General features: G+C 33.1%; 15 protein-coding genes. 1 reads left to right on the top strand and 14 read right to left on the bottom strand.

Annotation, left to right across the window (positions count from 1 at the left end):
• Positions 1 to 49: 49 nt before the first annotated feature.
• The 8 genes from B0A65_RS20065 to B0A65_RS20030 all read right to left on the bottom strand — a co-directional run bounded on the left by B0A65_RS20065 (position 50) and on the right by B0A65_RS20030 (position 9489).
• On the bottom strand, positions 50 to 1402 hold the full coding sequence (locus B0A65_RS20065) for a DEAD/DEAH box helicase (protein ID WP_074656966.1): 1353 nt from the start codon (positions 1400 to 1402) through the stop codon (positions 50 to 52).
• A 110-nt stretch (positions 1403 to 1512) separates the two neighbouring features.
• Entirely contained in the window at positions 1513 to 1881 is a 369-nt protein-coding gene (locus B0A65_RS20060) for a response regulator transcription factor (RefSeq protein WP_074656971.1), read from the bottom strand.
• 10 nt (positions 1882 to 1891) lie between these two features.
• Positions 1892 to 4102, bottom strand: coding sequence for a DUF4838 domain-containing protein (locus B0A65_RS20055; RefSeq protein WP_242670321.1), 2211 nt, complete (start codon positions 4100 to 4102; stop codon positions 1892 to 1894).
• A 6-nt stretch (positions 4103 to 4108) separates the two neighbouring features.
• Entirely contained in the window at positions 4109 to 5371 is a 1263-nt protein-coding gene (locus B0A65_RS20050; protein WP_207556467.1) for a YaiO family outer membrane beta-barrel protein, read from the bottom strand.
• A 7-nt stretch (positions 5372 to 5378) separates the two neighbouring features.
• Positions 5379 to 6815 (bottom strand): glycosyltransferase family 2 protein, encoded by a 1437-nt coding sequence (locus B0A65_RS20045; protein WP_074656972.1) that lies wholly within the window; start codon positions 6813 to 6815, stop codon positions 5379 to 5381.
• Positions 6812 to 7876 (bottom strand): HEAT repeat domain-containing protein, encoded by a 1065-nt coding sequence (locus B0A65_RS20040; RefSeq protein WP_074656973.1) that lies wholly within the window; start codon positions 7874 to 7876, stop codon positions 6812 to 6814. Before B0A65_RS20040 ends, B0A65_RS20045 begins: the two co-directional genes overlap by 4 nt.
• A 73-nt stretch (positions 7877 to 7949) precedes the next feature.
• Positions 7950 to 8714: a TIGR02757 family protein gene (locus B0A65_RS20035; RefSeq protein ID WP_074656975.1), complete on the bottom strand. Its 765-nt coding sequence runs from the start codon at positions 8712 to 8714 to the stop codon at positions 7950 to 7952.
• A gap of 109 nt (positions 8715 to 8823) precedes the next feature.
• Positions 8824 to 9489, bottom strand: coding sequence for an ABC transporter ATP-binding protein (locus B0A65_RS20030; protein WP_074658288.1), 666 nt, complete (start codon positions 9487 to 9489; stop codon positions 8824 to 8826).
• Positions 9490 to 9726: 237 nt separating this feature from the next.
• On the opposite strand from B0A65_RS20030, the gene B0A65_RS20025 reads away from it, so the two are divergent.
• The gene (locus tag B0A65_RS20025) at positions 9727 to 10023 is read left to right on the top strand and encodes a hypothetical protein (protein ID WP_074656976.1); all 297 of its coding nucleotides are present in this window, start codon (positions 9727 to 9729) and stop codon (positions 10021 to 10023) included.
• Here the strand turns inward: B0A65_RS20025 and B0A65_RS20020 are convergent.
• The 6 genes from B0A65_RS20020 to B0A65_RS19995 all read right to left on the bottom strand — a co-directional run bounded on the left by B0A65_RS20020 (position 10020) and on the right by B0A65_RS19995 (position 15067).
• Complete coding sequence (locus B0A65_RS20020; RefSeq protein ID WP_074656977.1) at positions 10020 to 10322, bottom strand: DUF6787 family protein; 303 nt, start codon at positions 10320 to 10322, stop codon at positions 10020 to 10022. The genes B0A65_RS20025 and B0A65_RS20020 overlap by 4 nt on opposite strands.
• Before the next feature lie 33 nt (positions 10323 to 10355).
• Positions 10356 to 10796 (bottom strand): DUF6146 family protein, encoded by a 441-nt coding sequence (locus B0A65_RS20015; RefSeq protein WP_074656978.1) that lies wholly within the window; start codon positions 10794 to 10796, stop codon positions 10356 to 10358.
• Positions 10797 to 10976: 180 nt separating this feature from the next.
• Entirely contained in the window at positions 10977 to 11540 is a 564-nt protein-coding gene (locus B0A65_RS20010; protein ID WP_074656979.1) for a DUF937 domain-containing protein, read from the bottom strand.
• A 108-nt stretch (positions 11541 to 11648) separates the two neighbouring features.
• Positions 11649 to 12599 carry a D-2-hydroxyacid dehydrogenase gene (locus B0A65_RS20005; RefSeq protein ID WP_074656980.1) on the bottom strand — a complete coding sequence of 317 codons (951 nt, stop codon included), beginning with the start codon at positions 12597 to 12599 and terminating at the stop codon, positions 11649 to 11651.
• Positions 12600 to 12829: 230 nt separating this feature from the next.
• Positions 12830 to 13900, bottom strand: a complete 1071-nt coding sequence (serC, locus tag B0A65_RS20000) for a 3-phosphoserine/phosphohydroxythreonine transaminase (protein WP_074656981.1) — start codon at positions 13898 to 13900, stop codon at positions 12830 to 12832.
• Between the two features lie 93 nt (positions 13901 to 13993).
• Positions 13994 to 15067 (bottom strand): acyl-CoA reductase, encoded by a 1074-nt coding sequence (locus tag B0A65_RS19995; protein ID WP_074656982.1) that lies wholly within the window; start codon positions 15065 to 15067, stop codon positions 13994 to 13996.
• Positions 15068 to 15113: the final 46 nt, after the last annotated feature.

Below are 15113 nucleotides of genomic sequence, written 5' to 3'. Positions count from 1 at the left end.
TTGAGCCTTTTGTATATTTTTACTTTGAACCTTTGTTCCTTAAAAAGATCTATTTATCTTTATCTTTTCTCTTCTTATCTCTCGTTTTCAACATATTTCGATTGACAGATCCGTGTGTTTTCTTTTTTGTTTTAGAAGGTCCTCCTAAGTTAACTTTTTTATTCTTTTTATCTTTTTCATGAAAAGCACCATCACCTTTTAGTGTTTGTTTTTTCATTAAAAACTTAATTGGTTGTCGGTCTTTTTCAGGCTCGATTAATTTTGCTGAAATTTCAACTTCTACTGGAAACGCAGCGATTTCAAGCTCCTGATTCATTAAAACTTCCACTTCCACTTTAAATTCTTCTTCACGAGGCGTAATAAAACTTATTGCAGTTCCCGTAGCATCGGCACGACCTGTACGACCAATTCTGTGCATATACAATTCAGGAAATTCAGGAAGCTCAAAGTTGATAACATGTGAGATATTCGAAATATCCAAACCTCTCGCCATAATATCAGTAGTAATCAATCCACGAAGGTTTCCTTCCTGGAATTCAGCCATGGTGCTCAAACGGTAATTTTGAGATTTGTTGGAGTGAATTACACCAAACTGGCCTTCAAAATCTTCTTCGATACGCGTATGAAGCATATCTGAAATCTTTTTATTATTGACGAAAACCAAAACACGTTCCATGCTTTCGTTTGTTTCTAATAAATGTTTTAGCAAATTTACTTTTGTATTGAAATTCGGTACGTTGTATGTAATTTGAGTAATATTTTCAAGCGGAGTTCCTGAAGCAGCAAGGGTAACTTCTTCCGGAAAATCAAAAAAGTCATTCAAAACAGCATCAACTTCATCTGTCATTGTTGCAGAGAAAAGAATGTTTTGACGTTTGGTTTTCATCATTGCCAAAAGCGCCGTCAACTGTGTACGGAAACCTAAATTTAGCATTTCATCAAACTCATCAATAACTAATTTTTGAGTTTCATCAAAACGAACAACTGCATCCAAAGCCAAATCCATCATTCTACCTGGTGTTCCAACTAAAACGTCAACACCTTCGTAAACGGCTTTTTTTTGTGTATTGATATTTACACCACCAAAAATACCAAGCGTTTTAACCGACATGTATTTGGTTAATTTCTCGATTTCATCTACAACCTGAACTACCAATTCGCGGGTTGGAACCAGAATTACAATTTTAGGTGTATTGGTTGGAGTAAATTTGTATAATTTTAAAAGAGGCAATAAATAAGCAAATGTTTTACCGGTACCGGTTTGTGCAATTCCCATCATATCTCGTCCAGACATAATCACAGAGAAAGATTTTTCCTGAATAGGAGTAGGCGTAACAAAGCCTAATTCGTCGATTGCTTTTTGTACTGATTTTGGAAGATTGAATTTTTCGAAAGTGCTCATTTGCATTAAATTTTGTGCAAAGATAGCTATAAATAGCTGAAAAATTGATGTTTCTTAGAAATTACGATTGTTTAGGGTATTCGTATTTCTCAAAATTAGACTTTAAATTACTATAAAAATCGTTTTATTCGCAATAAAAGCTCGTTTGGATTAAATGGTTTTGCAATAAAATCATCAACACCCAGTTCAAAGGCTTCTTCAACAGTACTTTCTTCCTCGCCAAGTGAAGAAAGTGCAATCACGCGAATATCTTTGAAATTTTGTTTGATGGCATTAATAATTTGTAATCCTGATTTAAGCGGAATTATTATAGTAGTAATCACTAAATCGGGAATAATAGTCGGAATTCGTTCTAAAGCATTGACACCATCTTTTGCAATGCTTACCTTATAACCTTCTTTTTTTAGAATAAATTTTAGAATTTCGATAGTCATTTCATCATTATCGATGATTAGAATTTTCTTTTCGCTGTTATTCATTTGCTGGCTTTTATTTTTTATACAACTCTATTTCATCCATCATTAGCGTAGGTTTCTTGTTTTTTCGCTTTCTCCAGCCGGGTAATTCTGTTTGGGGTTTAATCACTATTTTGATTTTGATAAAACTACTAAATTTTTGATTTACAAGTTCCCATGATTTTGTTGTAATTTGATCATTTTCAGTTAAATTATCACAAGTTTTTTCTTCTAGAAGTGTCCATTTTTGATTTTCATAACCATAAATTAGTATTTTTTTTGGTGCAAAAATCCAATGCCTCTGATCATCAAGAAAGTTTAATTTTAGAGTATTAAAATCCAGTTTTTTTGTTTCGATTTCAAGTGAAGGTTCTGTTCCATACCAGCCAATCCAGTTGATATTGAAGTCTTTATAACCTTTATTTCCATCAACTAAACCAGCACTTCCTTTTCCTTTAAAATCATCTGATGGTGGTGTTATAAAATTTACTTTTAAATCTTCGCCCAGATGAGTTGCAGTGTTTTTGCAAATTTCCAGCCATTCTTTGTAATAGTTATCTGGTGAAAGGCCACCTTCGCTCAATTCATAAATTCCAAATTCATTGCAGGATTTTGTGAATTTTAAAACTCTTTCTGTCAATCCTTTTTTTACTTCTTTTTCGCCTTTATTATTTACGATAAACATTCCATGTTGGTTTTTACCGTAAAATTTCGATTGTTCAAAATAAACATATTCTAAAGCCAAACGCAGCTTTTGAATTCTTAGATTTAAAGTTTTATCATCTTCAACCGCAGCTGCTGCTTTTTCCAGTAATTTATCATATTGATCCATCGCTTCCGGAGTCAAAAAAGTGTTTCTGGCCTGCACAGGACCAGAATAAATATCTAAATAGGTGTTACTTTTATTCTGATTTTCCGTTAAAAGAGTCAAATAGTTCCCAACAAAAGGAGCTGCTTTTCCATAAAAGCCTCTTAAGAAATCTGCCGTTACAGCTTTTATATCAATTTCCGTATCCCACAGTAATTTAGCCAAAAGATATTGCCTTAATTCTGAAAAATCTCCAGGAACATCAGCATAACCCTGAGTAAATATGCCTTTTACTTTATTCTTTTTAAAGAGTTTATAATTGCTTTGAAAAGGTTCGAAATTAGGAAAGGGCGACATATAATTAGAAAACTGAACAGTATAGTCCCAAAGGAATAAATGCGGAGATGTAACACTCCAGTTCTCCAGTGTTTTTACAAATGAAGGAGAGTTTTGAGCATTAATTGCTTTTCCTCGATTCAATTCAATCGGACAGAAAATGGTATAAATATTCGGCTCAATTTTTAAGTTTACTGGTGGTTTTAAAGTATGTAAATAGGCGAGTGTACTAATTTTTGTTTTTGGAAAATGTTTGGCAACTTTATTTAAGAAATAATAAAATGAGCCCTGAGGACCACCATATTTTTCATTCAATTTTCTACATTCAGTACATTCACAATAAACAACATCATCATTTTGGCTGACCGAATAAAATTGTGCGTTGGGTGTATCAGCAATTATTTTGGTCATTTTTTTCTCTATCAAATCCACTACAGTGTCATTTGTCATGCACAAAGATTCTCCGTTTCTTTTTCCTTCGTATAAAGCAAAAAGTTTCGGATTGCTTTTAAAATATTCTTTTGGCTGAACCAAAACATTAAAGGAGTGCCCCCAAATACCAAAATCATCTACTTGCCAATCGAGCTTGTGCCATTCTCTAAAAGCTTCATCGTAGCAATCAGGATAAAAAAGTGCTCTGTAATCGAAGGCTGGCTGATAGGTTTTTTTGGTGTTTTTTAAAAAGGTAAACTGTTCAACTTTTGGAATATAGGTTTCTGTGGAAGTAAATTTTCTGAATTCCCAAATTTCCAGTAAAGTATAAACGGCATAACGAAGATATTTTGGATTTTGAGCAATTAAATAAATTGATTTTGAATCGCTTTTAATTATAAATTCATTTGGTTTTAGTTTTTCCTGATCTGAAACTTCTAAAACAATTTCAGATAAATCTTCATGCCTTTTCTCATTGATATTGTCAAATTGTTTTGAAAAAGCTATGTCAAGATATTTTTTTAATAACAAGGATGCGCTCTGAGTATCGTCAGATTTTGAAATAATACTATTTTTATTGGATATAATTATTTCAGATTGTGCCATCATTGTAAAAGTAAATAAGAAAAAAAAGATCTGGGGAACATAAGTAAGGTGCTTTTTTTTCATAATGTTTTAAAATTTATATTGCATTAAAAATGCAAAATCGAGTTCTCTTTGAAATTTATTTGCTTCATATTCCTGTTCATTGTTTGTGATGAGAACTCCAAAAATATAATGGCTTTTTACCAATCTAAAAAAACCGACACTTAAACGATAGGAACGCAAAGACATTCTCGCTTCATATTCTGCAGCTCTGGTTCGATCGTCTGGCGAAGTTCCGTAACCCGCAATTAGCGTAGCATAATCATATTTTGTTTTATAATAATATCTTGAAGTTACAGTAAATGAAGTCCCATCTTTCTGAATGTAAGATCTTAAGTTTACCCAAAAAGAGCCTAAATATTTTCCGACACCAATATTTAACGTTTTTAAATCACTATTATCCTGCATTATAAGGTAGCGTGCTCCCAAATCGGCTTCCCAACCTTTGTTAAAGGTATGAAAATAAGAATAACCAAACCTCCATTCCGGGAAAGCATCATCCTGACTGTAGGCAAAATCAATATAATGATAGTTGCTTTTTTTAGCAAAAAGGTAAGATTCCGCTTCAAACTGAAGACCACTGGACATAACGGCATTTGAAGATAATCTTCGGGCATAGTTAACCCGGCCAATCAAACTTCCCCAGGAACGCTGCCTTACATAGTCGGCACTTACAAAATGCCAGGGGCCAACTCCGCTACGATCAATAGTTGTTACATTATAATACGCACCAACTCTGTCAAAGTTTATTTTAGAATACAAATCATATAATAGTTGTTCAATTTGAGGATCATTAGGGAATTTTGCCCGAATCGATTTTAAGTATTTTTCTTCATTTAGGGTGTCGTTTTGCAAGGAATAAATAGCGATTCTTTTAAGTCTCAGAGTTTTATTGTCCGGATATAACTCAATGGCTTTGTTTACCAAAATTAAACCTTCATCATGTTTTTTTTCTTCGATATCTAAATTAACTAAATAAAGAAAGGCATCTTCATAAACAGGATTTCTGTCAATAACATAATTATAGTAATATCGGGCACTGTCTTTTACTTTAGTCAAATCATAATTTCGACCTAAAACCAAATGAAAATCAAGGTAATCAGGAGCCAGTTTTTTTCCTAACAAAGCCCTTTGAATGTTTAACTTGTAATTCGGGTGGCTGGTTTTCATATCGGTAACAATAACGGTCAAAAGACTATCGGTGTCTATTTTTTTCTGTGCATTTATATTTTGATTAAAAAATAAAAACAAACAAAAGAATAGTCTGGCTATTGGTATAGTTTTACTTTTCATTTTCAAATTATTTTTTGACGGGTTTTTCATAACCTTTACGAACCATTACACCCCATTTTTGTTCTTTATTAGAAAAGAAATGCCAATAGCCTTTTAATGAAGCGTAAACATTAATCGGATGATAGGCAATAGGTTCAATAATTGCCATTCCAATCAGCAGTAACAATTCTTTATAATTGGCGTAACTTTTATATAGTACTTCATCAATCAATATGGATACTATTGTTATCGAAAGATAAAACAGATAAATTAATGTAGTAATTAATAGGAGATACTGATAATCTATAAGACCAAAAATAAAACTGTAGATTAAGGTTAAGATGCCTAGAAATTCGATTATTGGAACTAAGAATTCAAAAGTGAAAAAAAAGGGCAAAACCAGAAAAGCTGTTCGTCCGTATTTCGGATTTAAAAACATATTTCGATGTAAATATAACGTTTGTATCAATCCTCTGGCCCAGCGAATTCGTTGTCTTAGAAACACTTGTCTTGTACTCGGGACTTCTGTCCAGCAAAGCGATTCAGGAATATATTTAATTAAAAATTTCTCATTAGTATCATGCATGTATTTTCTCATTCTAGTTATGAGCTCCATATCTTCACCCAAAGACTGATGCCAATAACCTCCGGCTTTTACGACAATATCTTTGTCGAACATACCTAATCCGCCGGAAACTAGCAGCAAACCATTTATTTTACTCCATGCCATTCGCCCAAACAGAAAAGAACGAACATATTCTAATTCCTGAAAACAAGGGTACCATTCTGTTGGAAAATGAACTTTGAATAAAAAACCTTCTTTTACTTCACATGAATTCGAAATCCTGATTCCTGCACCAGTTGCAATAACACGCGTTTCATTTTCCATGAATGGTTTTGCTAATTTTAGAATTGTATCACTTTTTAGAATACAATCGACATCAGTACATAAAAATAACGGATATTGTGAGGTGTTTATTCCTGCATTAGAGGCGTCAGCTTTGCTTTTTCCGTTTACTTTGTCGACAACTAACAACTTTGAATATACAGGGTTTTTTGATTTATAATGTCCTCTTACGGGTTGGGTTACAATTTTTTCCTGGTAATAAAAATCAATTTTAACCAAATCAAATTCGGTTATTAATTTCTCTAATGTATCATCTGTACTGCCATCATTTACAATGATAATTTCGAATTTAGGATACGTTAAGGAAAGTAGTGATTTTACATTATATACAATATTAACTCCCTCATTAAAGGCTGGTGCAACAACCGATACACCCCAGATATGGTTAGAACGAAGAAGAACCTCTTCTTCTAAATATTTTTGTTCTTTTAAATGTTTAATAATGGCCCAGTAGGACAATATTGCCAAAAAAATATAAAACAGAATGTAGCTGAGGGAAAAAGTGGCTACAAAAATATCATAAAAACGAACTAGATAAGCTAAAAATTCATGTATCATAATTCTAACTGTCTAGTGTGATTAATCATTTTTTGTGTGTCGGCATCCTTATTTCCTAAAAAGTCTAAACCAATTGCATCTAAATTATTTAAGGAGCAAACCATTTTCAATTTAATATCTTTTATTTCTTGTTTCGGGATTTCGTTTTTTAAAAAAGCTATTGTTTTTTCAGATCCTATAACACCAAGAGCTTCCAGTATTTCCAATTGAATTTCTAAAGATTCGTTGTAAAACAATGATAATAAATCGTCTTCGGCTTCTTCTAAAAAAAGATCCTGAATAGCCGTAATTACATCTATTTTTAAAGCTTTATTTTCATGGTGTAGCAATTTTATTATTTCGGCTGATTTATTTGTATAATTATAAAAAACCATCGCCATTACGGCTAATTTTAAAACCATTGGATCTTCCGACTGAATCCAAAGGTCCAGATTTTTCGGCTGTGGAATTTTTTCTTTATGTAAAACGTCCATTACTTTTATTGTAGCAATGATTGAACGTTTGATAGGAACTTTGCCAACTGCTTTCCAATCGCCTTTTGAAAGAGCCAAATAAGCAACATTTACATTAGAACGAATAACTTTGTTGGGATGAAATAAATATTTTTTTAAAAGCGAGATTCCCGGTTTATAACCTAAAGCCTGAAAATGACGAATTCCTTCGTATTTTTTATATTTTCTAAAGTCCCGAATTAAACTGGCAGAATAATGGTTTAGATCTAATGCTTTATAAATTGTAAGAATGTTTTTAGCTGTTTTGCCTTTCAGATTATTTTTTATTTTGATGAGATCCTCAACGAGTATCTCTTTGCACCATGTTTTATGAATTGGAATCTCAGATTTAAATTGGGCAATTTTAGATTTCAGCGTATTTTTGTCGTCTTTTGATAATGCGATTTCAGTTAAAAAGCGTTGCGATTTTTGTATGATATGATATCGGTAAGGTAAATTATATTGGTAATAAATTCTATTCAATAATAGAACAACAACCAAAACTAAAGCGAAAACTAGAAAAAACGGAATTACATAGTAATGTTTTATGTTGTGGATAACGTGTTCCATACAAATGGCTTTTATATCGTAATATTACGAAAAAAAAGCGAGTAATCACAATAATTAAGGCTTGATTTTCAGGCTAGAAGCCTTCGAATACACCTAATCCAAAAAGTGCAAAATCGTATTTAACAGGATCTTCTGAATCCATTTCACGAAGTTTAAAATCCAATTCGGCTAAAGCTTTTCCGTCATTCTGTTTTCGGGTAAGAATGCCTAATTTTCGTGCTACATTTCCGGAATGAACATCTAACGGACAAGATAGGGAAGCTGGAGAAATGGTTTTCCAAATCCCTAAATCGACACCCTTTGTATCCTGACGAACCATCCAGCGTAAATACATGTTGATTCTTTTTGCTGCCGAATTGTTTAGCGGATCTGAGATGTGTTTTTGTGTTCTGGGTAGATGCTCTATTTCGAAGAATATTTTTTTGAACTCGTGTATGCTTTTCTGTAAACTGTTTTCTTCTTGGTTTTTAGCAAATACGGCTTCTAAACCATTATGATTTTTGTAAATATGCTGTAATCCTTTTATAAAACCGCCAAAGTCTTTTCCGTTGAAAGTTCTGTGAACAAAGCTTTCCAGTCTTTCTAGATCTTCCTCAGAATGTGACATGATAAAATCATAAGGTGTGTTGCCCATTAATTCCATCATTTGATGGGAATTTTTAATGATCATTTTACGGTTTCCCCAGGCAATTGTGGCACTCAGGAAACCTGCAATTTCGATATCTTCTTTTTGCGTAAATAAATGCGGAATTTGTACAGGATCGCTCTCAATAAAATCCTGATTGTTGTATTGAATGACTTTTTCGTCGAGAAATTCTTTAAGTTCTTTTTGATTCATTTGAAATGAAAGTTCTTGTTATTCAACTGCCTTAGCCCTGATGGGAGCGGTATCCTTTTTCTGGCTTCTTTAGCCAGGAAAAGATACAAGTGGACAGCAGGAATAGCTCCTAATTACTAATCTGTCCGTCGACCATTATCAATTTCCTATCAGCCATATTAGCCAATTCTTCATTATGTGTAACAATAACAAATGTTTGCCCAAACTCATCGCGAAGCTGGAAGAACAACTGATGAAGATTTTCGGCAGAATGGGTATCTAAATTTCCTGAAGGTTCATCGGCAAAAATGACATCTGGTTTATTAATTAAAGCTCTCGCCACGGCAACACGCTGTTGTTCTCCACCTGAGAGCTCATTGGGTTTATGATTAATACGGTGTGACAGGCCTAAAAAAGTCAATAATTTTTCGGCTTCTGCCAGTGTTTCAGATGGTTTTTTACCAGCAATATAAGCTGGAATACACACGTTTTCTAAGGCTGTAAATTCAGGTAAAAGTTGGTGAAACTGAAAAATGAAACCTAAATTTAAATTTCTGAATTTCGATAATGTTTTGTCATTCAGCCCCAAAATATTTTCACCATTAATGGTTAATGAAGTTTCGGTTGCTGCTTTTGAAGGTTTGTCTAAAGTTCCTAAGATTTGTAATAAAGTCGTTTTTCCGGCCCCTGAAGCGCCAACGATAGAAACAATTTCTCCTTTTTTAATATGCAAATCAACTCCTTTTAAAACCTCAAGCTGATCGTAGAATTTATGTATGTTTTTTGCGTGTATCATTTTTGAAACTGTTTCCACAAAGAAACAAAGATTATGGTTAGGAATCAAATTACAATTTCTTAAAACCAATAAAATAAATTCCAAATTTAAAAGAAGATCCAATTTCAATTTTTAAAAATGTAAAATTTAAAATCGGTATATTTATTGGTATGGGAATTAAGCAATAATTTTACTCTAAGAAATAAGTTTAGTTAAATGAATTCTTTATAAATTCGAATAATCTCTAAATAGAATAACATGCAGGATTTAGAAGTAACAAGCGATGACAGAACCAGAAAATTACTTTTGGGTTTGCTTTTGGACGGAATTGGAATGATTTCGTTTACAATTCCTTTTTTGGGAGAGTTCTCAGATGTAGTTTGGGCACCAATTGCAGCTTTTATAATGACCAGAATGTATAAGGGAAGAGTAGGGAAAGTGGCTAGTGTTTTGACTTTTGTGGAAGAAATAATGCCGTTTACAGATGTGATTCCATCGTTTACACTAACGTGGATTTATACCTACTATTTTCAGAAAAGAAATGATGAAATTTAGTTTTTGAAGAGAAAACCTAATCCCATATTCTTAAGCATTTTCTTTTCGAAGTTCCAAAAGAAGCGAAATTGGCCAAAAACGGTTCCAATAGCGACCAGTAAAACCTGATAAATAGGGAAGATAATCAACAAGCGAATTAAAGTAAACCAACCGCCAAAATCTTCTTTGGTGATACCTAACCAAACGCAAAAAGGCTTAGACAACCATGCAGATGCCGATCCTGTGATGGCAAAAACGATAAGTATAATTATGGCTTGTAGATTGGAGGTAATGCCCCAACGTTTCTTTAATTTATCCATGCTTTATTTAAAACAATTACAAATATAACAACATTATCTTATTGGGACATACCCGCCAAGCTTTTGTTTGTAAGTATTTTGAAAATAAATCATATAGTTATAGATCAGGTAATTTACTTCGTAACCATAATGAATTTGAGGTTGATAATCGATTGACATTTCATATAAATTTGGATTATATCGTTGTGGTTGTAATACGCGACTATTCCATTCTGTTACATATAAATAATTCTTGTTTTCAAGATAAGAGAGGGAATAATAGTTTCTGGGTTGTGCCATAGACGCCAGCCAATAACTAAAACCGTTATCTATAATAATTACTTCATACTCCAATGAATCATTTGCAATTCGGACAGTATCATTTACCTCAGGATGTTGTTTAGGTTTAGCTACAGTAACTGCATTATTTTTTGAAGCTGTAGAACATGCGATTATGGTAAAAATTATGATAAGTATGTAGATTATCTTTTTCATGACCCATTTTTTGAACCTTAAATTTACGAATAAATTTTGAAAAAGGGACTAAGGTTATAAGATTCTAAGTTGCTAAGATTTTTTTAAGACATAAAAAAAAGCTGTTAGAAACAGCTTTATATTTATAAAGTTGAGAAAACTCAGAACCTTAGTATCTCAGTATCTTAGAACCTCCCTTGCTTATTTACTTCCAAAGATTTTCCCAATAAAACCAGCTATACCACCTTTAGTTTTAGCAACAACCATAACATCTGCTACATCCAGTTTTCCATCAGCGTTTTGATCTAAACCAAATTGAGTTCCGTATTTAGAGATTGTATCCATTATGCTTGAAGCTTGTCCGCTGTTTCCCGAAATGGAACTGATTATATCTGAAATGTTAAAACTGCTATCGTTAGGGTCTTTTGCTTTATTTATTAACGAACCCAATATCTGAGGAATCATGCTTGCTGCAACACCAGAAGAAGCTTCACTGCTTAATCCAAATTTTTGACCAAGATTTCCACTTAATTGTTGCGTTAGTTGCTGCACAACCGGATTAGAACTGTCTATTGAAGATGTTCCGTTAAATAAACCTGCCAATTGTTCTGCACCGCCTTCTGAAGCAATTTTTTGCAATCCTGCAAATATCGAATTACTAGTCTCACCAATTACGGCTTCATTATGCTCATTTGGGACAGCAGTGTTGTTTACAACAGCATCGCCTCCGTATTGTTGTACTAATTGTGTTAATTGTTCAAACATGATTTAAAGAATTTAGATTAGATTTATAACTCAAATTTAATCAAAAAAAGAAAGGGATTTATTAAACAATGTTAATAAATCCCTTCTAAATGTTTTATTTTTAATTAATTAGCTCAACAAAGAAATAATTTGTGATGCTAATTCAGTACCAATTCTGTCTTGTGCTTCTCCCGTTGCAGCTCCAATATGAGGAGTCAATGAAATTTTAGTGTGCATTAAAATTGCCATTTCTGGTTTTGGTTCGCTTTCGAAAACGTCTAAACCTGCAAAAGCCACTTTTCCTGAATCTAAAGCTTTTACTAAAGCTACTTCATCAATAACACCTCCACGAGCACAGTTTACGATTCCAACACCATCTTTCATAATTGCCAGTTCTTTTTCTCCAATGATGTAACCATCCTGAGCAGGAACGTGCAATGTAATGAAGTCAGCTTCTTTAAACAAAGATTCTAAAGATTGAGAAACGATTGTTGTAGTGATAGATTGTCCGTCAAAGAATTCTACTTTAACATCAACTTGAGGAATAAAACTATCTGCAGCGATAACTTTCATACCTAAACCAAGCGCCATTTTCGCAGTAGCTTGCCCGATACGACCAATACCAACGATACCAAGCGTTTTTCCTCTTAATTCAGTTCCGTTTGCATACGCTTTTTTCAAACCATCAAAGTTTGAATCTCCTTCAAGAGGCATATTTCTGTTAGAATCATGTAAAAAACGAACACCAGAAAACAAGTGTCCAAAAACCAGTTCAGCAACAGATTCTGATGATGAAGCAGGTGTATTAATTACGTGAATTCCTTTGCTTTTAGCATAATCAACATCGATATTATCCATACCAACACCACCACGACCAATAATTTTAAGACCAGGACAAGCGTCGATAATATCTTTACGAACTTTAGTTGCGCTACGCACTAAAACTACGTCTACATTGTTTTCATTTACAAAATTAGCTACTTGTTCCTGAGCTACTTTTGTAGTTATAACTTCAAATCCACCTTTTTCTAAAGCCAGAATTCCACTTTTAGAAATTCCATCATTCGCTAATACTTTCATTTTAGTTTATGTGTTTATTTGGTTAATCGTTTAATCGTTAAGATTAGAAGATTAAGATATATATAATTTTTTCTTTTTTGATTTAGGAGCTAATCCCGCTATCCGTTCCAATCTTTTATGTTTTGAAAAAAAAACATAAAAGGATTTCCACTTCTATCGGGGCTAGGGCTGTAGTATTCAATTCAAGTTTTCGGCACACTAATACTGAAAACTGAGACTGAGACTGAAAACTATACTTTAGACTCCAAAGCTTTCATTACATCAACTAAAACCTGAACACTTTCGATAGGCATAGCATTGTAAATAGAAGCTCTGTAACCACCAACAGAACGATGTCCTGGCAATCCTGAAATTCCTGCTTCTTTCCATAAAGCATCAAAAGTTGCAGTATGATCAGCATTGTTTAATAAGAAAGTAACGTTCATTTTAGAACGATCTTCAACTGCTGCAGCACCTTTGAATAATGGGTTTCTGTCAATTTCAGTATAAAGTAAATCTGCTTTTGCATCGTTTAATTTCTCAACAGCAGCAATTCCACCTTTTTCTTTGATCCATTGTAATGTCAATAGCGAAACGTACACAGCAAAAACAGGAGGAGTATTGTACATACTTTCTGCTTTGATATGTTTAGCGTAGTCTAACATACTTGGAATAGTTCTTCCACTTTTCTCTAAAATTTCTTCTTTAACGACTACTAAAGTAGTTCCTGCAGGTCCCATATTTTTTTGAGCTCCGGCATAGATTAAATCGAATTTAGAAAAATCTAAATTGCGGGAAAAAATATCAGAACTCATGTCACAAATAACAGGCACACTAGTTGCCGGGAATTCTTTCATTTGAGTTCCAAAAATGGTATTGTTACTTGTACAGTGAAAATAATCAGCATCACTTGGTATCGTGTATCCTTTTGGAATATGGTTGTAATTTTCGTCTTTTGAAGAAGCTACTACTACAGTTTCTCCAAAATTCTTAGCTTCTTTTATTGCAGCAGTCGCCCAGGTTCCTGAGTCTAAATAAGCTGCTTTTCCGTTCTCTTTCATCAAGTTGTACGGAGCCATTAAGAATGCGGTACTTGCACCACCTTGTAAAAATAAGGCTTGGTATCCTTTTCCTTCAAGTCCTAATAACTCTAAGGCAAGGGAGCGAGCTTCATCCATAACAGCAACGAAATCTTTACTTCGGTGCGAAATTTCAAGGATTGATAATCCTGAATCATTAAAGTTTAAAACTGCTTTTGAAGCTTTCTCAAAAACTTCCTGAGGTAAAATACTCGGACCTGCGCTGTAGTTGTGTTTTTTCATGGTTGTTGTTAATAGTCGAAAATTTTAAAGATGCAAATTTCGGCAATAGGAGCTGAAAAAGCGATAAATTATTCGAAATAATTAAACATATTTTTACTTTGTTGTTAACAAAAACGTTATAGTATCTACGTTATCTGCATAATCCCACAATTGCGGATTTTGTGTTTGTCCGAATGGGATGCTATTTTGGATTAAATCATTGCTAACGATGCACTGAATTTGTTCAGAATCAGCTTTAAGACGTGCTTGCAAATCTTCGATATTTTCATAAAATTCATAAAAAACACTCGAAATAGGCGAGGCATAGCTCGAATCTTCTTTAATAGTCAAAAATCCATTATCCAATAATTTGAAATTACTCATTAAAAATACAGCTTTGTTGTAGTCGTAATTATTAGCATATTTCTCATAATGTATAACGTCCTGATATTTGAAAATTGCCTCAAAAAAAGCATCAAATGAATAGCCTTTCGGTACAAAAATCTTAGATACATTACGACATCCCAATCCAAAATAACGGAAAATATCTTCGCCTAAAGCTTCTAATTCCTCTTTGCTTTCTTTTCCGTTTAAAACAGCTGCCGAATTTCTGTTTTTTCTGATTATCGAAGGTTTGTCTTTAAAGTAATATTCAAAATAGCGTGCTGTATTATTGCTTCCTGTGGCAATTACGGTATCAAAATTTTCCAGTTTGCCTGCTACGAAAGTGATTTTATCTTTTAAATTTTCATCAACAGCAATTAAATATTTGGCCAAAAACGGCAGTAAATGCTGATCGTTTGAGGAAGTTTTAATTAAAGCTTTATTTCCTGTTATTAAAACCGATAAAAAATCATGAAAACCTACCAATGGAATATTTCCGGCTAAAATTAAAGCGACATTTTTTCCGTTTTCATTATTTTGAGAAAGCTCGGTGTGGTAGTTTGAAAGCCATTTGTCAAGCTTTTCTTCGGTCAAAGCATCGGCCCATGATTTTATTGCAAAATAAACCTGTTCAGGCGTATACCATCCATTATGAGATTGCGATAATTGTATCAGTTTTTCGAAATCATCAAAAAATAAATCGTTATGCAAGACATTCGATTCTTTAACTGTATCGTTTTCGGAAAATTGTTTTAGAAATTTTCCTAATTCAACAAAAACACTTTTTTTTGTTTCTAATGTCATAATGTTTGTTTATGAATAGTTTTGATTGTAATTTTGCACAAAAATA

It is taken from the genome of Flavobacterium frigidimaris (genome assembly GCF_002217275.1).
Classification (GTDB): Bacteria; Bacteroidota; Bacteroidia; order Flavobacteriales; family Flavobacteriaceae; genus Flavobacterium; species Flavobacterium aquidurense.
Note: the sequence above shows the minus strand (reverse complement) of the source record. Positions and strands in the feature narration are given on the sequence as shown.